The 26,923-nt window shown below is 65.8% G+C and carries 21 protein-coding genes; 5 read left to right on the forward strand and 16 right to left on the reverse strand.

Features of this window, described 5'->3' with window-relative positions; translation table 11 throughout:
• Positions 1-121: 121 nt before the first annotated feature.
• From ACQR1Y_RS34135 to ACQR1Y_RS34145, 3 genes are all read right to left on the reverse strand, one after another.
• The gene (locus ACQR1Y_RS34135) at positions 122-2,548 is read right to left on the reverse strand and encodes a caspase family protein (RefSeq protein WP_434879979.1); all 2,427 of its coding nucleotides are present in this window, start codon (positions 2,546-2,548) and stop codon (positions 122-124) included.
• A 168-nt stretch (positions 2,549-2,716) separates the two neighbouring features.
• Entirely contained in the window at positions 2,717-6,247 is a 3,531-nt protein-coding gene (gene dnaE / locus ACQR1Y_RS34140; protein ID WP_434879978.1) for a DNA polymerase III subunit alpha, read from the reverse strand.
• A 488-nt stretch (positions 6,248-6,735) separates the two neighbouring features.
• On the reverse strand, positions 6,736-7,449 hold the full coding sequence (locus ACQR1Y_RS34145; RefSeq protein WP_434859135.1) for an outer membrane protein: 714 nt from the start codon (positions 7,447-7,449) through the stop codon (positions 6,736-6,738).
• A 265-nt stretch (positions 7,450-7,714) separates the two neighbouring features.
• On the opposite strand from ACQR1Y_RS34145, the gene ACQR1Y_RS34150 reads away from it, so the two are divergent.
• Positions 7,715-8,050 carry a DUF3551 domain-containing protein gene (locus ACQR1Y_RS34150; protein WP_434879977.1) on the forward strand — a complete coding sequence of 112 codons (336 nt, stop codon included), beginning with the start codon at positions 7,715-7,717 and terminating at the stop codon, positions 8,048-8,050.
• Positions 8,051-8,129: 79 nt separating this feature from the next.
• Here ACQR1Y_RS34150 and ACQR1Y_RS34155 read toward each other — a convergent pair whose 3' ends face one another.
• Positions 8,130-8,903 carry an outer membrane protein gene (locus ACQR1Y_RS34155; protein WP_434879976.1) on the reverse strand — a complete coding sequence of 258 codons (774 nt, stop codon included), beginning with the start codon at positions 8,901-8,903 and terminating at the stop codon, positions 8,130-8,132.
• Between the two features lie 456 nt (positions 8,904-9,359).
• Positions 9,360-10,130, reverse strand: coding sequence for a helix-turn-helix transcriptional regulator (locus tag ACQR1Y_RS34160; protein ID WP_434879975.1), 771 nt, complete (start codon positions 10,128-10,130; stop codon positions 9,360-9,362).
• A gap of 124 nt (positions 10,131-10,254) precedes the next feature.
• On the opposite strand from ACQR1Y_RS34160, the gene ACQR1Y_RS34165 reads away from it, so the two are divergent.
• Positions 10,255-11,334, forward strand: a complete 1,080-nt coding sequence (locus ACQR1Y_RS34165; RefSeq protein WP_434879974.1) for an alcohol dehydrogenase catalytic domain-containing protein — start codon at positions 10,255-10,257, stop codon at positions 11,332-11,334.
• 12 nt (positions 11,335-11,346) lie between these two features.
• On the opposite strand, the gene ACQR1Y_RS34170 is transcribed toward ACQR1Y_RS34165, so the two are convergent.
• The 11 genes from ACQR1Y_RS34170 to ACQR1Y_RS34220 all read right to left on the reverse strand — a co-directional run bounded on the left by ACQR1Y_RS34170 (position 11,347) and on the right by ACQR1Y_RS34220 (position 22,943).
• On the reverse strand, positions 11,347-12,048 hold the full coding sequence (locus ACQR1Y_RS34170; RefSeq protein ID WP_434879973.1) for an ABC transporter ATP-binding protein: 702 nt from the start codon (positions 12,046-12,048) through the stop codon (positions 11,347-11,349).
• Positions 12,049-12,055: 7 nt separating this feature from the next.
• The gene (locus tag ACQR1Y_RS34175) at positions 12,056-13,336 is read right to left on the reverse strand and encodes a lipoprotein-releasing ABC transporter permease subunit (protein ID WP_434879972.1); all 1,281 of its coding nucleotides are present in this window, start codon (positions 13,334-13,336) and stop codon (positions 12,056-12,058) included.
• Between the two features lie 95 nt (positions 13,337-13,431).
• Positions 13,432-14,766 (reverse strand): proline--tRNA ligase, encoded by a 1,335-nt coding sequence (gene proS / locus ACQR1Y_RS34180; protein ID WP_434859142.1) that lies wholly within the window; start codon positions 14,764-14,766, stop codon positions 13,432-13,434.
• 212 nt (positions 14,767-14,978) lie between these two features.
• Positions 14,979-15,476 (reverse strand): TlpA family protein disulfide reductase, encoded by a 498-nt coding sequence (locus ACQR1Y_RS34185; protein ID WP_434879971.1) that lies wholly within the window; start codon positions 15,474-15,476, stop codon positions 14,979-14,981.
• Entirely contained in the window at positions 15,473-16,699 is a 1,227-nt protein-coding gene (locus ACQR1Y_RS34190; protein ID WP_434879970.1) for a sialidase family protein, read from the reverse strand. Before ACQR1Y_RS34190 ends, ACQR1Y_RS34185 begins: the two co-directional genes overlap by 4 nt.
• A gap of 8 nt (positions 16,700-16,707) precedes the next feature.
• Positions 16,708-19,098: a TonB-dependent receptor family protein gene (locus ACQR1Y_RS34195; RefSeq protein ID WP_434879969.1), complete on the reverse strand. Its 2,391-nt coding sequence runs from the start codon at positions 19,096-19,098 to the stop codon at positions 16,708-16,710.
• A gap of 94 nt (positions 19,099-19,192) precedes the next feature.
• Positions 19,193-19,534 (reverse strand): DUF2946 family protein, encoded by a 342-nt coding sequence (locus ACQR1Y_RS34200; RefSeq protein ID WP_434879968.1) that lies wholly within the window; start codon positions 19,532-19,534, stop codon positions 19,193-19,195.
• 98 nt (positions 19,535-19,632) lie between these two features.
• On the reverse strand, positions 19,633-20,418 hold the full coding sequence (locus tag ACQR1Y_RS34205) for a DJ-1/PfpI family protein (RefSeq protein WP_434879967.1): 786 nt from the start codon (positions 20,416-20,418) through the stop codon (positions 19,633-19,635).
• Positions 20,419-20,440: 22 nt separating this feature from the next.
• On the reverse strand, positions 20,441-20,962 hold the full coding sequence (locus ACQR1Y_RS34210) for a copper chaperone PCu(A)C (protein WP_434879966.1): 522 nt from the start codon (positions 20,960-20,962) through the stop codon (positions 20,441-20,443).
• A gap of 151 nt (positions 20,963-21,113) precedes the next feature.
• Complete coding sequence (locus ACQR1Y_RS34215) at positions 21,114-21,479, reverse strand: DUF2946 family protein (protein ID WP_434879965.1); 366 nt, start codon at positions 21,477-21,479, stop codon at positions 21,114-21,116.
• 531 nt (positions 21,480-22,010) lie between these two features.
• A complete protein-coding gene (locus ACQR1Y_RS34220; protein WP_434894334.1) occupies positions 22,011-22,943 on the reverse strand; it encodes a metallophosphoesterase family protein in 933 nt (310 codons plus the stop codon).
• A gap of 119 nt (positions 22,944-23,062) precedes the next feature.
• On the opposite strand from ACQR1Y_RS34220, the gene ACQR1Y_RS34225 reads away from it, so the two are divergent.
• The 3 genes from ACQR1Y_RS34225 to ACQR1Y_RS34235 are packed head-to-tail and all read left to right on the forward strand — an operon-like array spanning position 23,063 to position 26,662.
• The gene (locus tag ACQR1Y_RS34225) at positions 23,063-24,097 is read left to right on the forward strand and encodes a sugar ABC transporter substrate-binding protein (protein ID WP_434879964.1); all 1,035 of its coding nucleotides are present in this window, start codon (positions 23,063-23,065) and stop codon (positions 24,095-24,097) included.
• Positions 24,098-24,108: 11 nt separating this feature from the next.
• Positions 24,109-25,614, forward strand: a complete 1,506-nt coding sequence (locus tag ACQR1Y_RS34230) for a sugar ABC transporter ATP-binding protein (RefSeq protein WP_434879963.1) — start codon at positions 24,109-24,111, stop codon at positions 25,612-25,614.
• 10 nt (positions 25,615-25,624) lie between these two features.
• Complete coding sequence (locus ACQR1Y_RS34235; RefSeq protein WP_434879962.1) at positions 25,625-26,662, forward strand: ABC transporter permease; 1,038 nt, start codon at positions 25,625-25,627, stop codon at positions 26,660-26,662.
• The last annotated feature ends 261 nt before the right edge of the window (positions 26,663-26,923 follow it).

A 26,923-nucleotide genomic window follows, 5' to 3' on the forward strand; every position in this document is an offset into this window, starting at 1 on the left:
CAACAGGACGTCGACTGCCGACATCCTGCGCCCATGATCGATGTGTCCGGCGGACCGGCCAATATCGAAAACAGGCCTGCGTTGCAACCGCGACGCCGCCGCGCCGATGCGCGGCGGTCGCTCAGCAATGCGGCACGTTCGGCGGACACCGCTTGCCTGCCTGCGGCGGCGGCGCCGCGGGCCTTGCCATCTGCGGTGGAGGTGCCGGCCGCGCCATCGCCATCGGCGGCGGGCTCGGACGCGCCATCTGCGGCGGAGGCGGCGCCGGCCGCGCCATCTGTGGCGGCGGCGCGGGGCGGGCCATTTGCGGCGGAGGCGGTGCGGGCCGAGCCATCTGCGGCGGCGGCGCAGGACGCGCCATTTGCGGAGGTGGCGCCGGACGGGCCATCGGCGGCGGAGCCGACGGACGCATCGCTTGCGGCGGCGGCATCGGCCGCGGCGGGGCCGCATGGACCATCGGCGCAGGCTGCGGCCGAGCCGTCGCCGGCGGCGGGCTCAGGCGCGCAGTGGCCGGCGGCGGCGCACGGCGTTCGCTCGGCGGCGGCGCGGCCTGCTGAATGCGCGAACGCGGGTCGGGGCCGCGCGCAGCGGTCGACGGCACGACCTGGCCGGGCGGCGGACCACCCGGCCGTGCGGGCGGCGCAACCTGCGCACCCGGCGGCGTCCGATTTGCGCGCAGGTCAGGCCGCTCTGGCAATGGCTGCGCTGGAGACGGCGACACCGGTTGAGGAGCAGATGCAGATCCAGGTGCAGGCAAACGCGGATTGGGCGCCTGAACCGATGGCGGCGCCGGAGGACCGCCGCGCCCAGGAATCGGAAGCGCGTTGGGTGAAACGGCTGCTGGACGGGGCGCGTCCGGGCCGGCTCGGCCCGGGACCGCAGCGGGCGTCGTCCCCATCACTCCCATGGCAGGCACGTTGCCCGGTCCGCGCGCACCCGGCCCCATCGGCGCGCCGGGAATCGGTGCCTTGCCCTGCTGGATCAGCGAAGCGCGCTGCATCGCCGCAGCCGGCAGGGCGGGCGCGACAACCGGGGTCGCAGCCTGCTGTGCTCCTCCCGGTCCACCACCCGGACCGGCCGGCACCGTCGGCGCCACCACGGGACGATTGATGACCGTGTTGATGACCGTGGTGTTGTGGATGTTCTGATAGATGATGTTGTTCGGCGGCGGCGCGACGATCGCCGGCGGCCGGACGTAGACCGGGATCGGCACGAACACCGGTCGCGGCAGGATGAACACGCCGACCGGCGCGTAAGGCGGAGGGAGATCAACGAACTCCGGCGGCGGCGGCGGCAGGATGTAGACCGGCGGCGGCGGCGGCGGCGCGAAGCCGAATTCCGGATCCGAGAACAGCAGCACCGGCCGATCGACATAGACCACCTCGTCCGGCGGCGGCGGCGGCACGTCGTAGTCGATCATGGCGAAGGTCGCCGGCGGCTCCGGCGGCGACGACAAGATCGCCAGGCGCCGGCGTGCATCCGCGGCGTGCGCGCCATTCGGATAGCGGCGCAGATACGACCAATAGGCCTCGGGGCTGTCGGCGCGGTAGGTCCGCCGCCAGGTGATGGCCTCGCGGCGCGCCGCGACGATGGCGCGCACGCGCCGTGCGAGCGGATCGTCCGGATAGGCGGCGATGAAGTCCTCATAGCCCTGCAGGGTATCGCGCTCGAGTGCGGCCGTGTAGGCCTCCTGCACCGGGAAATCGCGGATCGGCCGCGCGCGCAGCGCGGCGGTCTGCTCGGCGGAGGCCTGCGGCGCCGGCGCGTCCGGCGCGCGGTCGAAGAAGGTGAAGGGGGCCTGGATCTTCTGCGCATTCCACGGCACCTGGGCGCCCTTGGTCGCCTCGTTGACCCGCAGCCGCAGACGATCGAACACCTCCGGCAGCGACAACCCGCCGGTGCGGATCATCTCCGCAAGGGATTGCGCATAGATGCCGTAGGAGCCGGTCTCGTTCGGCGCGATCGTGCCCGGCGCCGCATTGAACGCGATCAGCATGTTGTTGTCGGGCTCGACCAGCGCCAGACCACCGGCGATCGTCGCACCGCTGGTGATGAACGGCTGCTGCCGCGCGGCGTCGAGCACGACGATGCTGGCCTTGACCGGAGTCGCCGCGAGCTGGCGGACATAGTCGCTCAGGCGCAGGCCTTCGGTCGGAATATCGACATCGCTGCCGATATTGGCATCGACCGGAATAAAGTAGTTCTCGCCCGCGAGCTGCATGCCGTAGCCGGCGAGATAGACCATCGCGACCGTGTTGCTGTCGGCCGACTGGGCCTTGTGAATGAAGTCGCGGAAGCTCTTGCGCAGCGTGTCGGCATCGAGATCGCGCGCACCGACGACGTCGAAGCCGGCCGCCTGCAAGGTCTGTGCGATCAGACCGGCATCGTTGGCCGCGGTCGCCAGCTGCCCCTTCGCATAGGCGCCGTTGCCGATCACCAGAGCAATGCGCTTCTCGGCCGCGGGCTCCTGCGCCGCGGCGGAGCCGAGCCAGGCGGCAATCGCCACGAGGCACAGGGAGACAGAATAGACGAATCGTGAGTGGATCATGGCCGCGCGCATCACTGTTCCCGCCCTTTCGAGGCAACCCCGCCCCGGATTCAGCGCGTCGATGGCTGAACCGCGGTTGAACGGAGACATGTCCATACAACTCGGTACAGCCCTCATGCGGCTTTTTTGTTCCATCTCGCCGCCCCGGCAGGGCCGAACGGCGAGCGATTAGAGCTGGTGGACGTCCACCACCCCGGTGACGGCCTTGATGGCACCCGCGATTTGTGGCGAAACCTTGAAGCGGCCGGGCAGCTTCATCTCCACCTCGGTCTCGAGGTCCAGGATCATCACCAGCGAGACCTCGCCCTCGCCCGCAGCGGCGCGAGGAGCGATCGGCGGCGCCGCGGCCTTGGCGGCAGCGCCATTGCCATTGGCCGCAGCCCCCTCCGGTCCCTGCAATCGCTTCACGATGGAATCGAGCGGCTTGGTGTCGCGCAGGAAGATGCGCAGGCCGCGCTGGGTCTTGGCGGCGGCATCGTCGAGCGGCTCGGCATGGAGCACGCGGGCGCGGACGTCCTCGCCCTGCAGCTCGGCGCCGAGCTGCAGCAGCACGGCGGCACCCGGCTCCAGCACGTCGCGATACTGCGCCAGTCCTTCCGAGAACAGCACGGCTTCAAAATGGCCGGTCGGGTCGGACAGGCCCATGATGCCCATCTTGTTGCCGGTCTTGGTGCGGCGTTCCATGCGCGACACCACGGTCGCCGCGACCTTGCCGGCGGTGGCGCCGGTCTTCACCGCGCGGGAGAATTCCGCCCAGCTCTGCACCCGCAGTCGCTTCAGCGCTGCCGCGTAGTCGTCGAGCGGATGGCCGGACAGGAAGAAGCCGATCGCATCGTATTCGCGGCGCAGGCGCTCGGCCGGCAGCCAGTTCTCGATGTTCGGCAGGATGATCGCCGGCGCGTCGGCGGCGTTGCCGAACATGTCGTTCTGGCCGGAGGTCGCAGCCTCGTTGGCACGCTGGCAGGCGGCGACGATCGCGTCCGCGCCGGCGAACACACGAGCGCGGTTCTTGTCGAGACAATCGAAGGCGCCGGCCGCGGCCAGCGTCTCGATGATACGCTTGTTGATGGCGCGCGGATTGACGCGGGATGCGAAGTCGGCGAGCGAGGTGAACGGGCCGCCCTTGTTGCGGGCCTCGACGATCATCTCGATCGCCTGCGGGCCGACGCCCTTCAGAGCCGCGAGCGCGTAGAAGATAGTGTTGCCGCTGACCTCGAAGGTCGGCCCCGAGCGATTGATCGACGGCGGCTCGACCTTGATGCCGAGGCGCTGCGCCTCGGCGCGGAATTCCGACAGCTTGTCGGTGTTGTTGAGATCGAGCGTCATCGACGCCGCGATGAACTCGACCGGATAATGCGCCTTCATGTAGGCGGTGTGGTAAGACACCAGCGCGTAGGCGGCCGCGTGCGACTTGTTGAAGCCGTAGTCGGCGAACTTCGCCAAGAGGTCGAAGATGGTGTCGGCCTGGTCCTTCGGCACGCCGTTCTTGACGGCGCCCTCGACGAAGCGGACACGCTGCTTGTCCATCTCGGCACGGATTTTCTTGCCCATGGCGCGGCGCAGCAGGTCGGCTTCGCCGAGCGAGTAGCCCGACATCTGCTGCGCGACCTGCATCACCTGCTCCTGGTAGATGATGACGCCGAAGGTCTCCTTCAGGATCGGCTCCAGGATCGGGTGCAGATACTCCGCCTCCTCCTCGCCGTGCTTGCGAGCGCAATAGGTCGGGATGTTGGCCATCGGGCCCGGGCGATAAAGCGCGACCAGCGCGATGATGTCCTCGAACCGGTCCGGGCGCATGTCGATCAGCGCCCGCCGCATGCCCTGACTTTCAACCTGGAACACGCCGACCACGTCGCCGCGCGCCAGCATCTGATAGCTCGGCGCATCGTCGATCGGCAGGGTCGCGAGATCGACATGGATGTCGCGCTGCTTCAACAGCTTCACCGCGACGTCGAGCACGGTCAGCGTCTTCAGGCCGAGGAAGTCGAACTTCACCAGACCGGCCGGCTCGACCCATTTCATGTTGAACTGGGTGACCGGCATGTCCGATTTCGGATCGCGATACATCGGCACGAGTTCGCTGAGCGGCCGGTCGCCGATCACGATGCCCGCGGCGTGGGTCGAGGCGTGGCGAGTCAGGCCCTCGAGGCGCATGGCGATGTCGAAGGCGCGCGCCACGACCGGATCCTCGTCGCGGAACGCCTGCAGCTTCGGCTCGCCTTCGATGGCGGCGGCGAGCGTCACCGGCGCGGCCGGGTTCTGTGGCACCAGCTTGGTCAGCTTGTCGACCTGGCCGTAGGGCATCTGCAGCACGCGGCCGACGTCGCGCAGCACGCCGCGCGCCTGCAAGGTACCGAAGGTGATGATCTGCGCGACCTGGTCGCGGCCGTAGCGCTGCTGGACGTAGGAGATCACCTCGCCGCGGCGGTCCTGGCAGAAGTCGATGTCGAAGTCCGGCATCGACACGCGCTCGGGATTGAGGAAGCGCTCGAACAGCAGCGCGAACCGCATCGGATCGAGGTCGGTGATGGTCAGCACCCAGGCGACCAGCGACCCTGCGCCCGAGCCGCGGCCCGGACCCACGGGAATGCCGTGCGCCTTGGCCCATTTGATGAAGTCCGACACGATCAGGAAGTAGCCCGCGTACTTCATGCGCATGATGACGTCGAGCTCGAAGGCCAGGCGCTTCTGATAGTCCTCCTCCGTCATGCCCGGCGCCATGCCGTGCACCTTGAGCCGTCGCGCGAGGCCCTCCTCCGCCTGCCGCTTCAGCTCGGCCGCCTCGGCGCTGGCCGCGTCCCCGGCCTCGGCGCTATTGCCGGCGCCGACGGTGAAGAACGGCAGGATCGGCTTGCGGGTGCGCGGCCGGTAAGAGCAGCGCTCGGCGATCTCGACCGTCGAGGCGAGCGCCTCGGGGATATCGGCGAACAGCACCGCCATCTCGGCGCGGGTCTTGAAGCGGTGGTCGGGCGTGAGCTGCACGCGCTCGGTGTCGGCGATGAGATGGCCGCCGGCGATGCACAGCAGCGCGTCATGCGCCTCATAGTCGTCGGCGGTCGCAAAATACGGCTCGTTGGTCGCGACCAGCGGCAGGCCCTTGCCATAGGCGATGTCGATCAACCCGCCCTCGACGCGGCGCTCGCGGTCGGTGCCGTGGCGCTGCAGTTCGATATACAGCCGGTCGCCGAACAGGCTCGCGAGCCGCTCGCAACGCTGCGTCGCCAAGGCCGCCATGTCGTGCTGGAGCGCGAGCGAGATCGGGCCGTCCGGCCCGCCCGTCAGCGCGATCAGGCCGTCGACCCCCTCGTTCAGCCAGTCGAACTTGATGTGCGGCGCCTGGTGCGTCGGGGTGTCCAGGAACGCGCGCGAGTTAAGCCGCATCAGGTGGCGGTAGCCCTCCTCCTTCGCCGCCAGCAGGACGATTCGCGAGGGCTGCGCGACCGCGCCGGCATTGCGGGCGTTGGGGTCCATGTCGCCGAAATCGATCGCGAGCTCACAGCCGGCGATCGGCTGGATGCCGTAGCCAGCCATCTTGTCGGAGAATTCGAGCGCACCGAACATGTTGTCGGTGTCGGTGAGCGCCAGCGCGGGCTGCCGGTCGGCCTTGGCCAGTTCGCCGAGCTTGGCGATCTTGATCGAGCCCTTCAGCAACGAATAGGCGGAGTGGACGTGGAGATGGACGAATCCGGCGCCGGACATGCTTGACTGCAGCTTCCCTGGAGGGGTTTCCGTGATCGCTTTCCGGGATCACGGTGCGACGTCAGCTTCGAAGGGCCTGGAGCCTCATCGACTGCGTCGATGACCCGCCTTCCAACCGACTCGCTCGCATCATACCGGACGGCCATGAGCGAGTCCGGCACGCTCGCCCTGATGTCCCCAGTCGCTGCGACCCTGCACTAAAGCTGTGGAATGATTTGCGCCCAGAGCGCGATCATGCCCACGAACAGCGTGATGGACGCCAGTGCGGCGGCTTCTTGAACGAAAACCTTCAGCATCGGAACCTCCGTCGGTCAGAACATATGAAGAACAGTGTTCCTTTTTTGTTCTCGGGTCAAGCACCTTCCTCAGCTGGCCCTCCGACACCGTCCTTGCGTGGTTAACTGGTCTCTGCGGGAGGAGCGATCGAACGAAAAAAAGCCCCGGCGAGACGCCGGGGCTGGTCGATTTGATCGGGTTCGATCCGCGGATCAGTAGCGCGTCGCCACCGGGCCGCCGAATCGATAGTTCAGGCGTGCCGTGAAGATGTCGGCGTCCTGCTTGATGCTGTCGGAGCCGAGCGCACCGAAGCTGACGGTCTGGCGATCCATGAACAGATGGTTGTACTCGACGCCCATCGACCAGTTCGGTGCGAAGCCGTATTCGAGGCCGGCACCGACCACGCCACCCCAGCGGGTGCTGTCGTTGGAGGCGAGGAACCCGCCCGTCGCAGCGTTGGTGATCGTGTAGGTGTTGCTGGTGATCGCCGCACCGCCCTTGGCGTAGAGCAGCACGTTGTTCCAGGCATAGCCCACCTGGCCGGTGAACAGGCCGAACGCATCGGTCTTGGTGCGGTTGCGGGTGCCGAAGATGGCGCTCTGGTTGTCGCCGGAGAAGTCAGCCCAATTGCCCTGCGCCTCCAGGCCGAACACGAACTGGCCCATCTGCCAGCGATAGCCGACCTGACCGCCCACGGTGCCGCCCGACGAATCGTGCGAGCCCTCGCGGCCGCCACCGACCACATCCCAGGTGTTGTGAGTCCAGCCGCCACCGCCGTTCACACCGATGTAGAAGCCGCTCCAGTCATAGATCGCGGCCATCACCGGCGGCGGTGCCTTCGTGTAGGGACGCGCGGCGAGATCCGCGGCCAGCGCTGGCGAGGCCAGCACCACGAGCGCCGTCGTCGTCAACAGAAGTTTCTTCATCACAGGTCCAGTCTCGTCTCATTTGGCCCCCAGGCCAGCCGCACCTCTTAACGATCTCAGCCACAATTGCTGTAGCGTCACGGTCACAGCTCGCGTCCGAAAGCGCGTGGGACATGTCTGGAAATTAATGTGCAATCACAGTGTGTTGATGGAACTTTCCGCCTTGCATTCGGGGCGCCAGCAGTTACACAAAAGGCGCCGCTTCCGCGCCCTGGCTCCGCCATTTCGCGCGCGTGTTCCGGTCATCATGAAGGGGAGATCGCCGATGCGTGACGTTCTATTTGCGGCCTTGGCTGCGACCGGCCTCGTGGTCGCAACTCATGCTCCGGCGCAGGCCGTCGGAGTGAGGCACGCATTCTGTCTGCAAGGCGACGAGTTTCCCGGCCTGAGCAACTGCACGTTCGACACCTACGCGCAGTGCCAGGCCACGGCGTCGGGACGGCTGCTGAACTGCATCGCCAATCCCTATTTCGCCGGCGTCAGCAACGACCCGCGCGCCACGCCCTATCCGTATCCGAACCGGCCGCGGCTCAAGCCGCGTCCGCCAGCGCCGAATCCCTACGCGCCCTTCCCCAACCCGTTCGTGTTCGAAGAGGACTGAGCGCGGTCTCGCGACTCTGTTTCGCGCTTGAAAGCTCGTCGAAGCCTTGGCTTCGACGAGCCGTCGCGACCCGCCTGCCTCAATGCATCATACCGAAGCCGGGACCGAACTTGTAGTTCAGCCTCACGAGGCCGATGTCGACATCCTGCTTGATGCGATGGGTCATCGCCGGCTGCCCGGCGGCCGCGACGAAGTTCAGGTTCTTGTTGCCGAGGAAGATGTGGTCGTATTCGACGCCCACGGACCAGTTCGGCGCGAAGCCGTATTCGAGACCGGCGCCGATGGTGGCGCCCCAGCGCGTCGTGTTGGCGCGGTCGAGCATCACGTTGGTGCCAGTGGTGAAGGTGTCATAGCGATCGCCGACGACGGCGGCACCGCCCTTCACGTAGCCCAGGATGTTGTCGAAGGCGTAGCCGACCTGGCCGGTGAACAGGCCAAAGCCGTTGGTGCGTGAACGGTCGCTGACATTGGGCAGAATCAGGTTGCGATTGGTGCCCTTGAAGTTCGCCCAGTCGCCCTGCGCTTCGACGCCGAACACCCAGTTGGCCGTCTGATAGCGGAACCCGACCTGGCCGCCGACCGCGGCGCCGCCGCCGCCGGAGCAGCCTTCGCGGTTCGCCGCCGGGTTCACCGCGACGCCTCCGACCGACACCAGGCTCCAGCAGTCACGGCTGGAGCCGCCACCGGCGTTGGCGCCGATGTAGAAGCCACTCCAATCGTAGACCGTGGCGACCACGGCGGGCGGCGCCTTGGTGTAGGGCCCCTTCCTCACCGGGAGGTCAGCCGCGAAAGCAGACGTCGCCGCGGCGATCGCGCCGAGCCCCACCGTTGCGCCGAAAAGCGTCTTCATCATCGAACTCCGTAGCTTCTGTCCCAAAGTCCCCAGGCCCTCTGGTTCCGCTCAAAACACGCAGCGTGACGAAGCGTTCATGCTCCAGCGCACTCGCTTCGCCCGTATCAACCGATGTGTCAGATTAGAACCGTTCTTTCCGGCAATTATGGGATTGCGCGCAAATGCCTGTTTTCAAAGGGTTTGGCCGCTATATGAACAAACAACTAATAAGATGTATGGAGGAGTCGTGACCGATGTCCGCCGCTCGCCACAATGCGACGCGACGTCGAAATCGTGACCGAGAGCCCTCTCGTCACCGAACAACCCTCGACGCGTCTCAGTCGTGATCTCTTCTGGGCAGAACGGCTGAGTTTGCGAATGCTTGGCATCATCAACCGCAAAGCGGTCGATTGTATGGTGAGCCCGCGGTTCAACCCGCGATATGCGGCCGATGCCTATTCGCACCAATGACGACGCTCACGTGTAGTAGATCGCGAGCTTCAGCGCGGGATCGTCGTTGGCTTGAAAGGTCGCGTAGCGCAGCTTCACGCGGCCCTTCTTCGGATGATCGAGCAGCTTCTCGCCGGCCGCGAGCGCGTTGATGTCGTGGGCCGCCCACAACTCCTCGAAGTCACGGCTGCCATCTCGCAGCCGCGCGAGCAGATCCAGGAAGGCCGGATCGCCGGCCCAGAGATCGTAGGTCGCGCGAAACTGCGCGACCATGCGGCGCGCCAGCTCCTTCCATTGCGCGCCGAACAGCCGCCGGACTCGAGGCCTGCACAGCATCAGCAGCAACGTATTGCGGTCGGCGTCGGCAAGTTGCGAGAAGCCGAAGATCTCGTCTGCCGCGTCATTCCACGCCAGGACGTCCCAGCGCCGTCCCGAGATGTAGGCCGGCTGATTAAGGCTTTGCACGAGCTCGCGCAATCTGTCCGGCACCTGCTCGCGTACGAACGGCTTGCGCGCCGTCTCCCGAACCAGCGCCTTGAGATGGGCATGCTCCGCCTTGGTGAGACGCAGCGCGCGCGCCAGGGCATCGATGGTCGTCGACGACGGCTTCACCGCGCGGCCCTGCTCGAGCCGGATGTACCAGTCGACCCCGATGCCGGCGAGCTCCGCCACTTCCTCCCGGCGCAGCCCGGCCGTGCGCCGCCGTCGTCCGGCCGCGAGCCCGAGCGCTTCGGGCGCGAGCTTCTCGCGCCGGGAGCGCAGGAAGTTTCCGAGCTCGGCGTGGCGCGGATCCGTCATCGTAGTCTCTCCTGCGAGCCGGTCGTGCACACTGGGTGCAGACAATCCTAGGATAATACCAGGCCTTCTCGCGCGCAGCATAGAGCGCCACCGTACATCGCCGCCACTGCCAATGGAGACGATCATGAAAGCCGCCGTGCTGAACCGTTTTGGATCACCGCTCGCGATCGAGCAGGTGGAAGACCCCGTGCTCGGCACGGGCGAAGTCATCGTCGACATCGCCGCAGCGAGCGTGCTGTCCTATGCGAACGAAGTTTTCAGTGGCGAACGGAAGTACCTGCTGGAGCTGCCCGTCATCCCTGGAACAGGCGGCATCGGGCGGGTCCGCGCGCTTGGTCCCGACGCGACGCATCTTGCGATCGGCGACTGGGTCTACTGCGATCCGACCGTGCGCTCGCGCGACGACGCCGTCGCGCCCGATATCACCTTGCAGGGCCTGAGCGCGCGCGGACCGGGTGGCTTGAAGCTGCAGCAGCATTTCCGGCACGGCTCGTTCGCCGAGCGCATGCGCATCCCGACGGAAAACGCCAAGCCGATCGGCGGCATCGCCCCGGGCGACGCCGCGCGCTGGTGCGCGCTCGGCACGCTGCTGGTGCCCTATGGCGGCTTCCTCGCGGCCTATCTGCAGCCCGGCGAGACCGTGCTGGTGAGCGGCGCCACCGGACGGTTCGGCAGCGCCGCGGTTGCGGTGGCGCTCGCCATGGGCGCAGCTGCCGTGGTGACGCCCGGCCGCAACGAGGCGATGCTCGCGGAGTTACGGCGCCGGTTCGGCCCGCGCGTCCATCCGGTGAAGCTCACGGGCGACGCGAACGAGGACACCGTCCGCATGACGCGCGCCGCACCGTTCCCGATCGACTGCGTGCTCGACATCATGCCGCCGTCGGTCACGACCGACGTCGTGCGATCTGCCATCATGACCGTGCGGCCGTATGGACGCGTCGCATTGATGGGCGGCGTCGGGATGCTCGGCGGTCCCGGTCTCGACCTGCCCTATCCCTGGATCATGCGCAACTGCGTCACGATCCACGGCGTCTGGATGTACCCGCCGAGCGCAACCGTGAAGATGGTGGGGCTGATCAGATCGGGCCTGCTCGACCTCGCGCAATTCGAGCCGACCTGCTTCGCTCTCGATCACGCCAACGAGGCGGTCGCCCATGCCGCCAAGCACAGCCAGCCGTTCAAGATGACGGTGATCACGCCCTGACGGCGACGAGTCTCAATCGAGCTCGACGACCTTACCGCCGACGATGGAGACGCGCCGGTCCATGCGGCCGGCCAGCTCCATGTTGTGGGTCGCGATCAGCATCGCGACCCGCGTCGCCTTCACGAGCTGCATCAGCGCGTGAAAGACATGATCGGCGGTCTCGGGATCAAGATTGCCGGTCGGCTCGTCCGCCAGCAGCGCACGCGGCGCATTGGCGACGGCGCGCGCGATCGCCACGCGCTGCTGCTCGCCACCCGACAGCTCGGCTGGACGATGCTTGATGCGCTCGCCGAGCCCAAGATAGGCCAAAATCTCGGTGGCGCGCTTCACCGTCTCCGAACGCTTCAGGCCGCGGATCATCTGCGGCAGCATCACGTTCTCCAGTGCCGTGAATTCCGGCAGCAGGCGATGCGACTGATAGACGAAGCCGATATCCGTGCGGCGCATTTGGGTGCGCTCGATGTCGATCAGTTGTGAGGTCGGCACGCCGCCGACATAGACCTCGCCTTCGTCCGGGCTCTCGAGGAGACCCGCGATGTGCAGCAATGTCGACTTACCCGAACCCGACGGCGCCACCAGCGCCACCGACTGTCCCGCCCATAAGGCGAGCTTTGCGCCGTCCAGAATGGTCAGCTGCTGCTCGCCCTGCATGTACCGTCGTTTGATCTCATGGAGATAAACGACCGGTACATCCTCCGCCCCCTGCTCGTCCATCAGCGCCTCACTCGTAGCGCAGCGCTTCGACCGGGTCTAATCGGGCCGCGCGCCAGCTTGGGTAGAGCGTCGCCAGAAAGGACAGGGTCAGGGCCATGATGAGAACAGCCGCGGTCTCACCCGCATCGATCTCGGCCGGCAGCTTTGAAAGGAAATAGAGTTCCTGAGGAAAAAGATCGGTGCTCGTGAGCCAGGACAGGAACTGCCTGATCGACTCGATGTTGGCGGAGATCAGCAATCCGACGACGAACCCGGTGAGCGTGCCGACCACGCCGATCGCGGCGCCCGTGATCAGGAATATGCGCATGATCGCGCCCTGCGAGGCGCCCATGGTCCGGAGGACCGCGATATCCTGGCCCTTGTCCTTCACCAGCATGATCAGCCCGGAGATGATGTTGAGAGCGGCAACCAGCACGATCAAGGTAAGGATCAGGAACATCACATTGCGCTCGACCTGGAGCGCGTTGAAGAAGGTCGAGTTGCGCTGGCGCCAGTCGACCAGGAAGATCGGACGCCCGGCCGCCTCGGTCACCGTCTTTCGGAACTGCTCGACCTTGTCGGGATTGCTGGTGAAGATCTCGATCGCTGTGACGTCGTTGTTGCGGTTGAAATAGGCCTGCGCTTCGGCCAGCGGCATGAACACGAAACTCGAATCGTATTCGGACATACCGATCTCGAACACGGCCGCGACCTTGTAGGGCTTGATCCGCGGCGTGGTGCCCATCGGCGTCACCGCGCCTTTCGGGGCGACCAGCGTGATGCTGTCACCGGCATGCAGCGAGAGCTGGTCGGCGAGACGCCGGCCGATCGCCACCCCCTGCCCCTCGTCAAACCCTTCCAAGGAGCCCTGCTTGATGTTTTTGGCGATCGACGTCAGGTTCGTTAGGTCCTGCGAGCGGATGCCGCGGATGAACACGCCGGAGGCGTTGAACGGGGAGGAGCCGAGGCCCTGGCCGTCGACGACCGGCGCGGCAAGCCGGATCCCCTGCACCTGCGCGATGCGCTCGGAGACGTCCTTCCAGTCCGTCAGCGGCGATTCCAGCGGTTGCACCAGCAGATGGCCATTGAGGCCGAGGATCTTGTCGAGCAGCTCCTTTCGGAAGCCGTTCATGACCGCCATCACGATGATCAGCGTCGCGACGCCGAGCATGATGCCGAGGAACGAGAACCCCGCGATCACCGAAATGAACCCTTCCCGGCGCCGCGCACGCAGATAGCGTCCCGACAGCATCCACTCGAAGGGGGCGAAGGGCGCGGTCTGCACGGGTTCGGTCATGGCGTTATCCATTGCGCGATCATCCCATGATTCGGGCCGATTGTGGCCGGATTGGCCGGAAGGAAGGGGCTACCCCCGGTGGATAATCCGATGATCGAACGCCCGCCTCAGGCCGGCTGAGTTCCGCCGCCGAGACGCGCCACGACGTCGGCGGGCGACATCATCTGGCGCGCGCCGTCGCTGCGGGTCTTCACCTCGACCTTGCCCTCGGCGAGGCTCTTGGGTCCGACCATGATCTGCCAGGGGATGCCGATGAGATCGGCGGTGGCGAATTTGCCGCCGGCGCGCTGCTCCGTGTCGTCGTAGAGCACGTCCACGCCCTTGGCGAGGAGATCGCGATAGAGCTGCTCGCAGGCCGCATCGGTGTCGGAGCCACCCTGCTTCAGGTTCAGGATGACCGCGCGGAACGGCGCAACCTCTTCCGGCCATTTGATGCCGGCATCGTCATGGCAGGCCTCGATGATCGCGCCAGCCAGACGCGACACGCCGACGCCATAGGAACCGCCATGAATGGTGACCTCGGCGCCATCGGGACCGGCAACCAGGGCCTTCATCGGCTCGGAATATTTGGTGCCGAAGTAGAAGATCTGGCCAACCTCGATGCCGCGGGTGTGAACGCGGCGCTCTTCCGGCACCTCGCTCTCGAAGCGGGCGTGATCATGCACGTCCTCGGTCGCCGCGTAGAGCGAGGTCCATTCCTTGATGATCGGCGTGAGGTCGCCGTCGTAATCGACCGAGGCCGGCGGGATCGGAAGATCGAGAACGTTGCGATCGCAATAGACGCCGGACTCGCCGGTCTCCGCCAGCACGATAAACTCGTGGCTGAGATCGCCGCCGATCGGGCCGGTCTCGGCGCGCATCGGGATGCCCTTCAGGCCCATCCGCGCGAATGTGCGCAGATAAGCGACGAACATCTTGTTGTAGGCGCGCCGCGCGCCGGCCTCGTCGAGGTCGAACGAATAGGCGTCCTTCATCAGGAATTCGCGGCCACGCATCACGCCGAAGCGCGGACGCTGCTCGTCGCGGAATTTCCATTGAATATGATAGAGGTTGAGCGGCAGGTTACGGTAGGACTTCACATAGGCACGGAAGATTTCCGTGATCATTTCCTCGTTGGTCGGCCCGTACAGCAGCTCGCGCTTGTGGCGGTCGCTGATACGCAGCATCTCCGGACCATAGGCGTCGTAGCGGCCGCTCTCGCGCCAGAGATCGGCGAGCTGGAGGGTCGGCATCAGCAACTCGAGCGCGCCGGCCCGGTTCTGCTCCTCGCGCACGATCTGCTCGATCTTCTTCAGCACCTTGAAGCCCAGCGGCAGCCAGGCGTAGATGCCGGCGGCCTCCTGCCGCAGCATGCCGGCGCGCAGCATCAGCCGGTGCGAGACGATCTCGGCTTCCTTCGGATTTTCTTTCAAGATTGGCAGGAAAAACCGCGACAAACGCATGGGGCGAGGCCTTCGAGATTCGGTTCGGGCTGGCGCAGTCAAACCGGATCAGGCGGCAAAACACAAGACTGGGATTGAAAAAAGGCGGCTAAGCCTCCGTATTCCCGATCATTTTACTGCCCTCGCTCACGTGGAGGATGAACCAGCACAGGCGCCTCGTTGCGAACCGGCCGCGCCCGCGCGGCCAGCCCGAGCCGCCACGCGGCGCCACCCTATCGCGGGCGTCCCTGCTCCGACCACCATTTGTCGAGATCACTGATCTCGGCGCTGCCTTCGATCGTCGACATCGCGCCGTCGCGGGAGACCAGAATGGTGCGGGGAATCTCGCCCTGCCAGGACGGATCGATCTCGAACCTGAGACGCTCGGCATAGCCGTCGTTGAAGATGAAGTTCTCGGCTCCGGCAAGACCCGCCTTGTCCAGCATGGCCTGGGTCGCGGCATCAAGATTCGGCACGAGGTCGGCGCTCACGGTGACGACGTCGATCTCAGGATGATCCGCCATGAACTTGCCGAGTTGCGGCAGCTCGATCTTGCAGGGGCCGCAGGTCACGCCCCAGAAATGGATCAAGGTCGGCCGTCCCGCATGGGACCGCAGCACCTCGCGCCAGGAGCCGCGCTCGAACGGCTTGAGCGACGGCGGCGCCGCGGTGCTCGACGCGGTCAGGGCGAGAAGTCCCGCAATGGCCAAGCCCAACATGGCGCGCTTCATGACTCGTCTCCGATCGCCTGCAGCCGATAGCCATCCGCCTTGGTCATCCAGGACAGAAACACCTTGCCGCCTTTCGACACAAGCAGCGGATGGTCCGACGCATTGTCGGTGCTGGCGAGGGCGCGCGGCTTCGACCAGGTTTCGCCATCGTCGTGCGACTGCATCACCATGACCGTGGTCCGCTCGCCGTCGAACTCCTTCCACACCAAAGTTGTCATCTCTGAAGTCGCAAGCAGATAGGGCCGCGTGGGGTTGCGGTCGGGGCGGCCGATCGGCATCGGCTCGGAGAAGGTCCGGCCGCCGTCGCGCGAATGCGCATAGAACAGGCCCTTGCGGACCTTGCCGCTGGTGAACCAGGCGACATGGTAGGCGCCGCTGGGCGCGACCGTCAGGGTCGGCCCCTGATGCGGGCAGGCCTTGATCTGCCAATCGTCGGTACTGACCCGATAGACGTCGCCGGGCGTGGCGAGGTCCTTGAAGGTCACCACCGCATGATCGCGGACGCTGCCCTCGAAGATGTTGCGGAAGATCACGACCGGACGTCCGGGCCCCGCGAACGCGAGGCCCAGCCGGCAGCATTCGCAGGTGTTGTCCTGGGCCATCGTCGCCTCGGCATAGGTGGCGCCGCCATCGCGCGACGAGGCGAAGAACAACGCGGCCCCTTCGTAAGCACGCCCCGCAGCCTTCGCCGGCACGCGGTTGCGCTTGTCGAGCCAGGCCACGAAGACGGTCCCATCCTGGTCGAGCGCCAGCGCCTCGAAACGCTGGCTTTCATTGCTCGCCGTGACCGGACGGACGGCCGCGAAGCTCTGGCCGCCATCGTCAGAGCGCGTGGTGAGCACCTGGCCGTTGAACGCCTGGTCGCGGAAGATCGAGAACGCCACCGCGATCCCGCCCTTGCCGTCGACCACCAGCTTCGGGCGGGCATCCGGTCCCCAGTCGAGATTGAGCGGCTGGTCGTTGACCGGCACCGCCGCGGACAGCGTGCGGCCCTCATCACTCGAGCTTGCGACCGACACCCGCCCACCGGCCATCCAGGCCAGCCAGAGCTTGCCGTCAGCGGCGAAGTACGGCGTGACCTTGGTGGCGCAACGAAGCTCGGTGCCTTCGCAGGCCGCGTCCGAGCCGTGCTGATGCGCCATCTGGGCTTGGGCGATCGGCGCGCAAAGCAGACCTATCGCTACTCCGAGCAGAGCACTCTTGAGCCGTACCGTTGCTGTCATGCTGGTCCTCATCGGAATGCCACCTTCATGCCGGCCAGGAACGCGCGGGGCGAGCCGGCGTAGATCGTCCCGGTGGTCGCCACGTCCTGTACGCCGGATTTCATCGCATTCTGCAGGTTGTTTGCTGAAGCGATGTAGGTGCGGTCGAACACGTTACGGACTTCGAAGAAGACGTTCAGCGACTTGAACGTCTCCGAAGCCAGCTCCGTCTTGTAGTGAACGTTCAGGTTGACGAGCTCGTAGCCGGGCGCCTTCTGCAGGTTGCCGTTGTCCATATAGAAAGAGTCCTTCCATTGGACCTCGACGAAACCACCGAGCCCGGCCAGTCTGCCGCTGTCGTGATCGTAGCCCAGCCGCGCCGTCAGCTCGTTCGGCGAGATGCCAGGGATCTTGTTGCCGGCGCGGTTGAAGCTGAAAAGCGTCGATCCGCTGGCGAGGTTCTCCGTGTAGTCGGTGTAGACTTGATCGAGGTAGGTGTAGGCGGCTGTGAACCGCCAGCCCGGCAGAAATCTCCAGTCCGCCGCCAGCTCGACGCCGCGATGCTCCGAACGCGGCGCGTTGAACGTGTAGGACGAGTTGAGCGGACCCGTAACGGCCTGGGTGACGATCTCGTTGCGGAAGAACTCGTAGAAGCCGGTCGCACTGACTGTCACCGTCCGGTTCGGCGTCCAGTCGAAGCCGACATCGTAGCCGAGATTGGTCTGCGATTTCAGCTGGGTGTTGTTGCCGAAGGCGCCGGTCGGCAGAACGAACAGGTTCGACGCCTGCGGCGTCCCATAGCCGGTCGCGACGCGCGCGCGCAGCAGCCAGTCGCTGTTCACCTTGTAGAGCAGCGCCAGCTCTGGAGCGAGATTGTCGAACTGGCGGTCCGCGGTGGTGATTGATGTCGTCGCAATGCCCGTCGCGTTGTAGCTATACGCCGTGTTCACCCCGCGCAGATGCGTGCGCTCCCAGCCGAGTCCGGCCACCGCAGTCAGGGCAGCCGTCAGCTTGAGCTCTTCGCGCGCCCGGAAGCCATAATTGGTGGTTTCGCTCCACGTGTTGCCCGAAAGACGTCCGAGCGCCGCGTTGCCGCCGGGCACCACGAAGCGCGTATCCCCCGACGCCGTGAGCGTATTGTAGAAGGCACCGAAGAAGGCGGTCGATTCCAGGCCGAAGATCTCACCGCGCCTGGTGATGTCGCTCATGTAGTTATAGGAGGGATAGTCGCCGATCGCGCTAGTGGATCCCGTGGGCTGGCTGATGTTGCGATCGTCGAACACGAATTGGTTGCGCCATGTCGTATTATTGTCGAAGTCATGCTCCCAGCGACCGCCGACGATGGTGCGGCGGTCGTTGCGGCCGAGGCCGGCCTGCAGCGCGGTTTCCGTGTCGACGCCACCCAGCGTATTGAATCCGTTTTTGTTGAGGCCGACGGTCTGGCAGCCGGCGGCAAACGACTTCCCGTTGGTGCAGCCCTGCTGATATGGATTGAGATAGTAATTGCTCAGCGTGTATCGGACCGGCAGCCGCGTCGTGAGATCGTTGTTGATGATCTTCACCGTGAACCGATCGTCCGGCGTCACCTTCACCGTGCCCAGGAAATTGACCGTCTGGGTGTTGAACCAGCTGTTGCCGAGATAGCCGTCGCCGCGGACATCGCTGGTGAACAGCGATCCCTCGAAATTGCCGACCTTTTTGCCGAAGGCGAGATAGTTGCTGAGATAGCCGAAGCTGCCGCCCTCGCTACCGATCTCCGCGCCGTCGATGCTGCCGCCGGGGCGGGTGCGGAAATTGATCGCGCCGCCGGTCGCGTAGTTGCCGTACAGCGCCGAGGACGGTCCTCTGATGACGTCGACCGCGCCATAGGCGTGCGGATCGATCAGATCGCTGCGCGACAGGCCGTCCGGCTGGGTGACCGGGAAGCCGTCCTCGAACAGCACGATGTTGCGGATGCCGAAGCCGTTGCGCGCATTGGAGCCGCGGATGGAGATGCCGAGATCGCGCGGGCCGTTGCCCTGCTTGACCGACACGCCGGGGCTTTCGCGCAGGATGTCGCCGACCGAGAAGGCAGGCCGGTCGTCGAAGCGGCTGCGGTCGATGGTGGTTGCCGTCTGGCCGGACGGCGACTGGCTGAGCTGGTCACGGGCGGCGCTTGCTCCGGCGAGCCGGCCCGACGCGGCCTGCCCCTGGCCGGAGATGTTGGCGGCCGACGCCACCGGCTTCGGCGCGCGGGCGCTGACCGAAATGGGCTGCGCCGCCGGCTTGCGCGCGGCGCGAGGCGCCGCAGGACGCGGGGCATCGACGGTGACGGATGGCAATTCCCTCACGGACTGGGCGGACGCGACGGTGGCCGGCGGCAACAGCACGAGCTGCAAGGCGACCACGCTCACGCCACCGAGGGCATGACGACGAAACATGTGAGACTTCCCCAATGCCGGCTCGACGGCCGGTCTTCCTGATCAGTTTGCAGACCGGCGCAAGCGCTTGTCGCGACGGTGATGATTTGCTTGGTCAGGAGAGGACGGGAGGTCCGCGCGGCTGCGTTTGTGAGCGAGAGGGAAGATGGATGAGGGTGAGTTCGCGCCCAATCCAGGCGATCCGCGCCCATCCGCGCAGCGGGGCCGTGTTGGCGGCAACAGGCGGCAGATCGAGGGCGACGGCGGCGTGGAGCACGCAGCACATGACGCAATCGAGGCCGCAGGCCGTGCGGTCGGTCTCGCGATTGGACGGGGCGGCGTCCACTTCGGCATGGCAGATCGCGGCGCCGTCGAACGGATCGAGGGTTGAGGCCGCGGCAGCCGCGATGGTCGAAGCTGCCACCGGCGCCAGCACTTGAATGATCAGCGCCAGCAAGGCGATTGGCAGCAGGCGCGCGATCCAGCCACGCCGCGCACCGCAATTGTCACGGCCATTGCGCGTGCGAGGATAAGAAGGGATCGCGCGACCTGGACTCATCGGACGCCGAGCCTCGATCCGGCCGCGCGCGCCGCCTGCTCGGCCTGCCGGATCAGCGGGCCGCGCTGCGTCAGCACGGCATTGGCCGCCTCCACACCGGCTCGCTCGGGTGATCCGGCCGCAAACGGCGGCTGCGGATCATATTCGATCAGAAGCTGAATGCGCTTGGCGTTCTCCTCGCTGGTGAGTTGCGCAGCCAGCGCGAGCCCGAAATCGATGCCCGCGGTGACGCCGCCCGCCGTGATGCGGTTGCGATCCGACACGACGCGGTCGGCCACCATGGTTGCGCCCATCAAGGGCAGCAGGTCGCGGACGTACCAATGCGAGGTTGCCTTGTAGCCTTTGAGCAGGCCAGCCGCGCCCAGAAGCAGCGCCCCCGTGCAGACGCTGGTGACAAAGCGCGCGGTCTCGCCGCGCTTCGCGACGAAGTCGACGGTCCGCGGATCGTTCATGCCGTCGACGGTGCCCTTCAGCCCGCCCGGCACGAACAGAACGTCGAGATCGGCTGTCGCGGTCTCGAAGCTGTGACTCGGGCTGACGGCGATCCCGACGTCGGTCGCGACCGGCGCCATGGATGCGCCGATCAGCCTGATGTCGGCCTGCATGATGTTGAAGACGGTCAGAGGACCGGTGAGATCGAGCAGGATCATGCCCGGATAGACCAGCAGGCCGATGACCGGCCTGCCGGGCAATCGCTGTCCCGGTTCGGCATGTGCGCCGGGCAGCAGCAGGCCGCTGAGCGATCCCGCCAGCAGCGCCTGGTTGAAGACCCGTCGGTCCATGAAAAGCCCCTGGTCCAGGACGCTACATCTTCATCCCGGAATGATCGTGCTGCTTCATCATGCTGCCGCCGCCCTCGCCGCCCGGCCCCTTCGCGCCGACCGCCTGAACCTCGATCGTCACCGCCACCTTCCCGGCCTTCTCGAACTCCAGCGTCACCGGCAGCTTGTCGCCCTGCTTCAGCGGGCTCTTGAGATCCATCAGCATCAGATGATAGCCGCCCGGCGCCAGGGCCACGGTCTTGCCCGGCTCGATCGTGAGCCCGTTCTCGAGCGGACGCATCGTCATGACGCCGTTGTTCACGGCCATTTCGTGTACCTCGATGCGGCCGGCGACCTCGCCGGACACGGCGACGAGGCGATCCGGCGCCGTGCCCTTGTTTGCGATCGTCAGATAGCCCGCGCCGGTCTTGGCCCCGCCCGGCGTGGCCCGGCTCCAGGGCTGGCTGATGACGAGGTCACCGGCCTTGATGTCCGCGGCGAAGCTGGCGGGCGAGCCGATCAGGAGAAGAGCAAATGCAAACAGGGAACGTCCAAGCAGAGTCATGACGGTGATCCTTCGATGAAAGTTGCCGCAAATACGCTGGTACGACACATGGACCCATATCCGTACGGACCGGGGCCGGACGAACAGAGAGACAGCGTCTTTGCGATTCGGAGTGGAGAGGAATCTCTTCGGCCGCGGAGCGGCCAGGCCGTCATGCCGCAGGAGGCGCTCTTGCGCGCGCAGAGGACGACGCCAGGGCGGCCCGGATATCCGCAGCCATTGACCGCCACACGACGACCCGCGCTTCACGCTGGGGAAGATCGGCGCGGATGGGCGCCGGCCCCTCGAACACGACCGGCTGCACCGTGCAGCAGAGCGCACACGCCGAATGGCCAAGCTTGCCGGAGGGTTCATTGTCGGCCGGCTGGGAACCCGCTCGGCTGTGGCAGATCTCGACACCGCGCAGCGGATCGGATGCGTTCGCGGCCGTGGCCCAGGCAAACCCGATCGGCGCCAGGATCTGCACCATCAGTGCGATCAGCACGATCGGAAAAAACGCTTGCAGCCGCTGCCGCATGGATGCCCGCCAATTGAACCGGGATCTTGTGCCCCAGCCCTGCCCCCGAGTCGAGGACAGGATGGGCACAGTCCGGGACATTCGGACGGCGGTCGTTGATTAAGAACAACGCCGCGTCCGCTTTCGGGCCGCCAGATTACGAGGTATTTTAGCACCTAGTGAGGGAAAAAACGAAAATAAAACCCGCCAATTGCAGGCACTTATCGATCATTTCATGGAATGCGCGAAATTTGAACAATCGTTGCCGAAAAGGATGACAAACGCAAAAAGATCGTCTACGAATTCGGGCCTCAGGCTAACGCTTGCGGAAGTCTGGTGGTCCAAGTCTCGGGAGGAGCCCTGGCGCGCAAAAAGCAGCGTCACCCCGCTTAACAAGATCAAATCTGAACTTGCGGGATATCAAAGGGTCGACACAATTTCCGAGCAGGGCCCGCTGCCCTGCTCTATTTTTTTGAGCCGGCAGATCATCTGTCCAGAGACTATGCCTCTCCTCATGAACGCTGCCTGAACGTGGTCCGCCGCGGCTCTGCGTCAGCTCGTCGCGAATGACGGCAAGGGCGCGCGCCAGTGCGATTTGGTTCTCCGCCATGGCAGCATGAGAGACACCGGCTCTCTGCCCCGCACCACCCAGCGCAGTTCATCGGCCTCGACCTCCAGCACGCCGAACGACTCGGCCGGCTCGCCGGAGATGAAGGTCTCGGTCAATGATTGAAGCGTGATGTGCGGCGTGCCGTCGACCGTGGTCAGCGTATTCCAGTGTACATGACCGGCGAGCGCGACGATCGGACAGGGCGCGCCGGCGATGACCTTCCGGATCTCGCCGACGTCGGCATAGGTCGCATGCCCGGGATTGGCCTCGAAGTAATAGTTGCCGGTCTGCGCGTGCCCCGACAGCGGCACGTGGCTCACGAGCAAGGTCGGCCGCTCATCCTCGCCGAGCAAGGCCTCGAGGCCGTCGAGATCGCCGTCGGACAGATGCAGCCCGCGCGCGCGGGTGAGACGGACATCGGGCTGCCAGAACACGCATCGGATGTCGCCGATGGGGAGTGAACGCGACCCGCTGGGGAGATCGAAAATCGCTTCATTGTCGGCAAGCGTGAGACATGCGACATCATGATTGCCGCTGAGGTGATGGTGTGCCACCGCAAGGCTCGCGAAGCCCATCGCGACGTCGCTCTGGAGCAGGCGGTCTCGTTCGGGATCCTCATCCGAGATTCGGTCGCCGAGATCGATCACCGCATCGACGCGCGCGTCGTTGACCTGTGCGACAAATCGCTCCAGCAGCGGCAGCGCCATCGCGCCGCGCTTCGTTGGTGTGTCCTGTCCGTGATGGATGTCGCCGATCACAGCAATGCGCGTCGTTGCCAAAACCGCGTCTCCAACAAATGCATGGCGCAAGACGATGTCATGCGCCGCGTAGCATGGACGCATCACCGTTTTCTGACAACGCGTGCGCCGCGACATCAGTTGGATGCAGCGCACAACATCCGGCTGTAGCGTGTTCTCTGGGGTTGTGAAACAGTGCAGCTCTTGGCGGCGCGATCAATGACGACGCCAGACAACAATGGGACAGGGAGCACGGCATGTCCGGCACTGACGAAACGTCCAAAAAGTCATTCAAGAACAGGCGCGATATTCTCCAGGCGGCGACCGCCGCGGGCTCTGCGGCGGCATTGCTCGCCGGCTTCGGCATCAACCCGGCGCTCGCCGCCGAGATGGGCCGCTCCGAGAAGCCGCTGAAGGCGGCGTTCTCCAATGCAGGTCTGCAGGCGACGTGGTGCGCGCAAGGCAAGCAGGCCGCCGAATGGTGGGGCAAGCTGCTCAACGTCGAGGTGACCTGGTTCGACGGCCAGCTCGATGCGGTGAAGCAGCGCGCCGCGATCGACAACATGGCCTCGCAGAAGTGGGACTTCGTCGCCATCCAGGCGTTCGGCATCGGCACGCTGACGCAGCCGGTGCAGAAGATGATCGACGCCGGCATCCCCGTCATCGACATGGACACGCTGATCGCGCCGCTCGATCAGATCAACGTCCACTCCTTCCTCGCACCCGACAACGAGTTCATGGGCGCATCCGTCACCCAGGCGCTCGCGAATGCGATGGGCGGCAAGGGCAAGATCATCATGACCCAGGGCGCGCTCGGCCACACCGGTTCGCAGGGCCGCGCCAAGGGCTTCAACTCGGTGATCAAGCAGTTCCCGAACATCGAGGTGCTCGACACTCAGCCGGCCGACTGGGACGTGTCGAAAGCGGCGCGCCTGTGGGAGACCTATCTCACGAAGTATCCGCAGATCGACGCGGCCTTCTTCCACAATGACGACATGGCGCTCGCCGCCTACAACATCATGAAGGCGCGCAACCGCACCAACATCCTGATCGGCGGCGTCGACGCCATGCCGCCCGCGATCCAGGCCGTCAGCGACGGCCGCATGTTCGCAACCGTCCGCAATCCGTCCTGCCGCATCCATGGCGGCGCGATCGTGGCCGGCGTCGCGGCGGTGACCGCGGGCGAGAAGAGTGGCCAGGGCATTCCGAAACATGTGATCACCGACGGCCCGGTCGTGACCAAGGCCAATGCGCCGGGCATGCAATGGATGGAGGATCACTTCCTGATCTGAAGTCTCTTCCCATGCTGGACAGCCGCCCACCACTTCTGCAGTTGCAGGACATCACCAAGTCGTTCGGCGGCGTCACCGCGTTGCGCGGCGTCGACTTCACCCTTCGACCCGGCGAGATCCATGGTCTCGTCGGGGAGAACGGCGCCGGCAAGAGCACGCTGATGAAGATCATCGCCGGCGTGCATACCGGTTTCTCCGGCCGCTTCCTGCTCGACGGTCGCGAGGTCCATTTCAATTCCGTCCGCGACGCGCGCGCGGCCGGCATCGCCATGGTGCATCAGGAGCTCAGCGTCGCGCCTGATCTCACCGTGGCCGAGAACGTGTTTCTCGGCAATCAGCCGACCAATGCGCTCGGCATCGTGCAGTGGCGACGCATGGCGCGCGAGGCGGCCGAGCAGCTCAAGAAGCTCGGCATCGACGCCGACCCGATGAGCCGGCTCGGCGATCTCCCGATCGGCGTTCAACAGCTGATCGAGATCGCGCGCGTGCTGTTCTCAGGCGCGCGCATCATCATCCTGGACGAGCCGACCTCCGCACTGTCGCCTCCCGAGGTCGAGCGACTGTTCGCGGCCTTGAACCGGCTGCGCGCGCAAGGCACGGGCATCATCTTCATCTCGCACTTCATCGAGGACATCCTGCTGATCTCCGACGAGGTGACCGTGTTCCGCAACGGCCGCAAGATCATGGAGACCAGGTCCGCCGACACCAGCAAGGCGGCGCTGATCGAGGCCATGATCGGCAAGGGCCGCGATGCACTCGAGGACAGCTACACCCATGACATCACCCTGCCCGCGCCGCCGGCCGACAAGCCGGTGGTCGTGGAAGCCGAAGGGCTGTCGCTGGCCCGCAATCTCAAGCGCGTGTCGTTCTCGGTCCGCGCCGGCGAGGTGCTCGGCATCTATGGCTTCATGGGGTGCGGCCAGCTCGAGCTGGCCCGGATCCTGTTCGGCAAGCTCGCGCCCGATGCCGGCGAGTTGCGCGTTTCAGGTGAGCCCAATCGTTTCAAGAGCACGGCGGATGCTTGCCGCGCCGGCATCGCCTTCGTGCCGGAGAGCCGGCGCGACATGCTGTTCCTGCAGGAGCCTGTCTACAAGAACGTGTCGATCAGCATCCTCGACCGCATCAATGCGGTGCTGCTGAAGCCCTCGCGCGAACGCGAACTGGCCCAGAAGCAGGTCGAGCAGTTGCAGATCCGCCCGGCCGATGTCGAGATCGACCTCGGCCTGCTCTCGGGCGGCAACCAGCAGAAGGTGGCACTCGCGAAATGGCTCAGCCATCCGCCGCGGCTGCTGGTGCTGTGCGAACCCACGCGCGGCATGGATGTCGGCGCCAAGAGCGACGTCATCGGCATCGTGCGCAAGCTGCGCGACCAGGGCATCGCCGTGATTGTGATGTCGACGGAGCCAGAGACCGTGCTGTCGATGGCCGACCGGGTCATCGTTCTCAAGCGCGGCGAGGTCGTGCGCGAATTCGCCGGCGAAACAATCAGCAAAGACCGTCTGCTCGAGGCGGCGTAGGGAGACTTTCATGGCGCATGGCGAGACCGTTCCGATGCCCGAGGCGCAGCCGCGACGCGCGGGCGGGGTCGCCGCGCTGCTGCGCTCGCAGATGCGCAACATCGCGCCGTTTTTGACGCTGATCTTCCTCACGGCGTTCTTCGCGATCGCCAGCCCGTCCTTCGCCACGCTGGACAATGTCGGCAACATCCTGACGCAGGTCTCGATCACCGGCATCATCGCCGTCGGCCTGACATTCGTCATTCTTTGCGCCGAGATCGACCTGTCGATCGCCGCCATCGCCAACGTCACCGGCATCGCGGTCGCCTACTTCACCTTGCAGGACTCCTACGTCAACATCGCCAATGTGCCGATGCCGGGCTTTGCCGCCATCCTGCTGGCGCTCGCGTTGTGCGCCCTGCTCGGCGCCGTGAACGCCTTCGGCCTGACCGTGATCGGCATCCCCTCCTTCATCATGACGCTCGCGATGATGCAGATCGCGGCCGGCGTCTCGGCGATGCTGGTGCGCGGCCAGATCGCCTACAAGGTCCCGCCGATCATCACGACACTCGGCTCAGGCTCCATCGCCGGCATCCCGTGGATCGTGATCGTCGCCGCCCTGATGCTGCTGCTCGGTCACCTCGTGCTCACCTACACGCGCTTCGGCCGCTACGTCTATATGGTCGGCGGCAACCGCGAGGCGGCGGAGTACTCGGGCCTGAACGTCAAGCTGATCCTCGGCAGCGTGATGGTGATCTCGGCGGTCTGCTCCGGCATCGGCGGCATGCTGGGCGTGGCGCATTTCGGCAGCGCGCAGCAGAACGAGTTCGACACCTATCTGCTCGACTCCATCGCCGCCGTCGTGGTCGGCGGCACCAGCCTGTTCGGCGGCCGCGGCGGCATCGGCAACACCATCGTCGGCCTGTTCGTGCTCGGCGTGCTCAACAACGGCCTCGACCACGTCAACATCGACAGCTTTTTGAAGATCCTGATCCGCGGCCTGATCCTGCTCGCGGCGCTGGTGATCAACGTCTATGCGCAGCGGCTGCGGGCCAAGGCGGCGGACTAACTGAGATGCCGTAGGGTGGGCAAAGCCGCCGCCAAAGGCGGCAGCGTGCCCACCGCCCATCCCCGAGCGCGGTGCGCGATGGTGGGCACGGCGCGAGAGGGACCGAGGCCGAGCCGATACATCATGGCGCGCCTTTGCCCACCCTACTCAGCGGTTTCCATCACCAATGGCAGAGCGACGCTGCCGTAGATGGGGTAACGGGCCGACCACCCGAGCGTCTCGCTCGCTACGGCGCGATTTATAAGCGCGCTCGCGAGACGC

The organism is Bradyrhizobium sp. HKCCYLRH3099, assembly GCF_051167855.1.
GTDB lineage: Bacteria > Pseudomonadota > Alphaproteobacteria > Rhizobiales > Xanthobacteraceae > Bradyrhizobium.

Coding starts and splice junctions, on each gene's coding strand:
- dnaE (WP_434879978.1), bottom strand. CDS start 6,247: ATGTCCGGCGCCGGATTCGTCCATCTCCACGTCCACTCCGCCTATTCG.
- ACQR1Y_RS34150 (WP_434879977.1), top strand. CDS start 7,715: ATGCGTGACGTTCTATTTGCGGCCTTGGCTGCGACCGGCCTCGTGGTC.
- ACQR1Y_RS34145 (WP_434859135.1), bottom strand. CDS start 7,449: ATGAAGAAACTTCTGTTGACGACGACGGCGCTCGTGGTGCTGGCCTCG.
- ACQR1Y_RS34175 (WP_434879972.1), bottom strand. CDS start 13,336: ATGGATAACGCCATGACCGAACCCGTGCAGACCGCGCCCTTCGCCCCC.
- ACQR1Y_RS34190 (WP_434879970.1), bottom strand. CDS start 16,699: ATGACAGCAACGGTACGGCTCAAGAGTGCTCTGCTCGGAGTAGCGATA.
- ACQR1Y_RS34195 (WP_434879969.1), bottom strand. CDS start 19,098: ATGTTTCGTCGTCATGCCCTCGGTGGCGTGAGCGTGGTCGCCTTGCAG.
- ACQR1Y_RS34170 (WP_434879973.1), bottom strand. CDS start 12,048: ATGGACGAGCAGGGGGCGGAGGATGTACCGGTCGTTTATCTCCATGAG.
- ACQR1Y_RS34155 (WP_434879976.1), bottom strand. CDS start 8,903: ATGATGAAGACGCTTTTCGGCGCAACGGTGGGGCTCGGCGCGATCGCC.
- ACQR1Y_RS34220 (WP_434894334.1), bottom strand. CDS start 22,943: ATGTCGCGGCGCACGCGTTGTCAGAAAACGGTGATGCGTCCATGCTAC.
- ACQR1Y_RS34185 (WP_434879971.1), bottom strand. CDS start 15,476: ATGAAGCGCGCCATGTTGGGCTTGGCCATTGCGGGACTTCTCGCCCTG.
- ACQR1Y_RS34160 (WP_434879975.1), bottom strand. CDS start 10,130: ATGACGGATCCGCGCCACGCCGAGCTCGGAAACTTCCTGCGCTCCCGG.
- ACQR1Y_RS34210 (WP_434879966.1), bottom strand. CDS start 20,962: ATGACTCTGCTTGGACGTTCCCTGTTTGCATTTGCTCTTCTCCTGATC.
- ACQR1Y_RS34165 (WP_434879974.1), top strand. CDS start 10,255: ATGAAAGCCGCCGTGCTGAACCGTTTTGGATCACCGCTCGCGATCGAG.
- ACQR1Y_RS34225 (WP_434879964.1), top strand. CDS start 23,063: ATGTCCGGCACTGACGAAACGTCCAAAAAGTCATTCAAGAACAGGCGC.
- proS (WP_434859142.1), bottom strand. CDS start 14,766: ATGCGTTTGTCGCGGTTTTTCCTGCCAATCTTGAAAGAAAATCCGAAG.
- ACQR1Y_RS34135 (WP_434879979.1), bottom strand. CDS start 2,548: ATGATCCACTCACGATTCGTCTATTCTGTCTCCCTGTGCCTCGTGGCG.
- ACQR1Y_RS34215 (WP_434879965.1), bottom strand. CDS start 21,479: ATGCGGCAGCGGCTGCAAGCGTTTTTTCCGATCGTGCTGATCGCACTG.
- ACQR1Y_RS34205 (WP_434879967.1), bottom strand. CDS start 20,418: ATGGACCGACGGGTCTTCAACCAGGCGCTGCTGGCGGGATCGCTCAGC.
- ACQR1Y_RS34230 (WP_434879963.1), top strand. CDS start 24,109: ATGCTGGACAGCCGCCCACCACTTCTGCAGTTGCAGGACATCACCAAG.
- ACQR1Y_RS34235 (WP_434879962.1), top strand. CDS start 25,625: ATGGCGCATGGCGAGACCGTTCCGATGCCCGAGGCGCAGCCGCGACGC.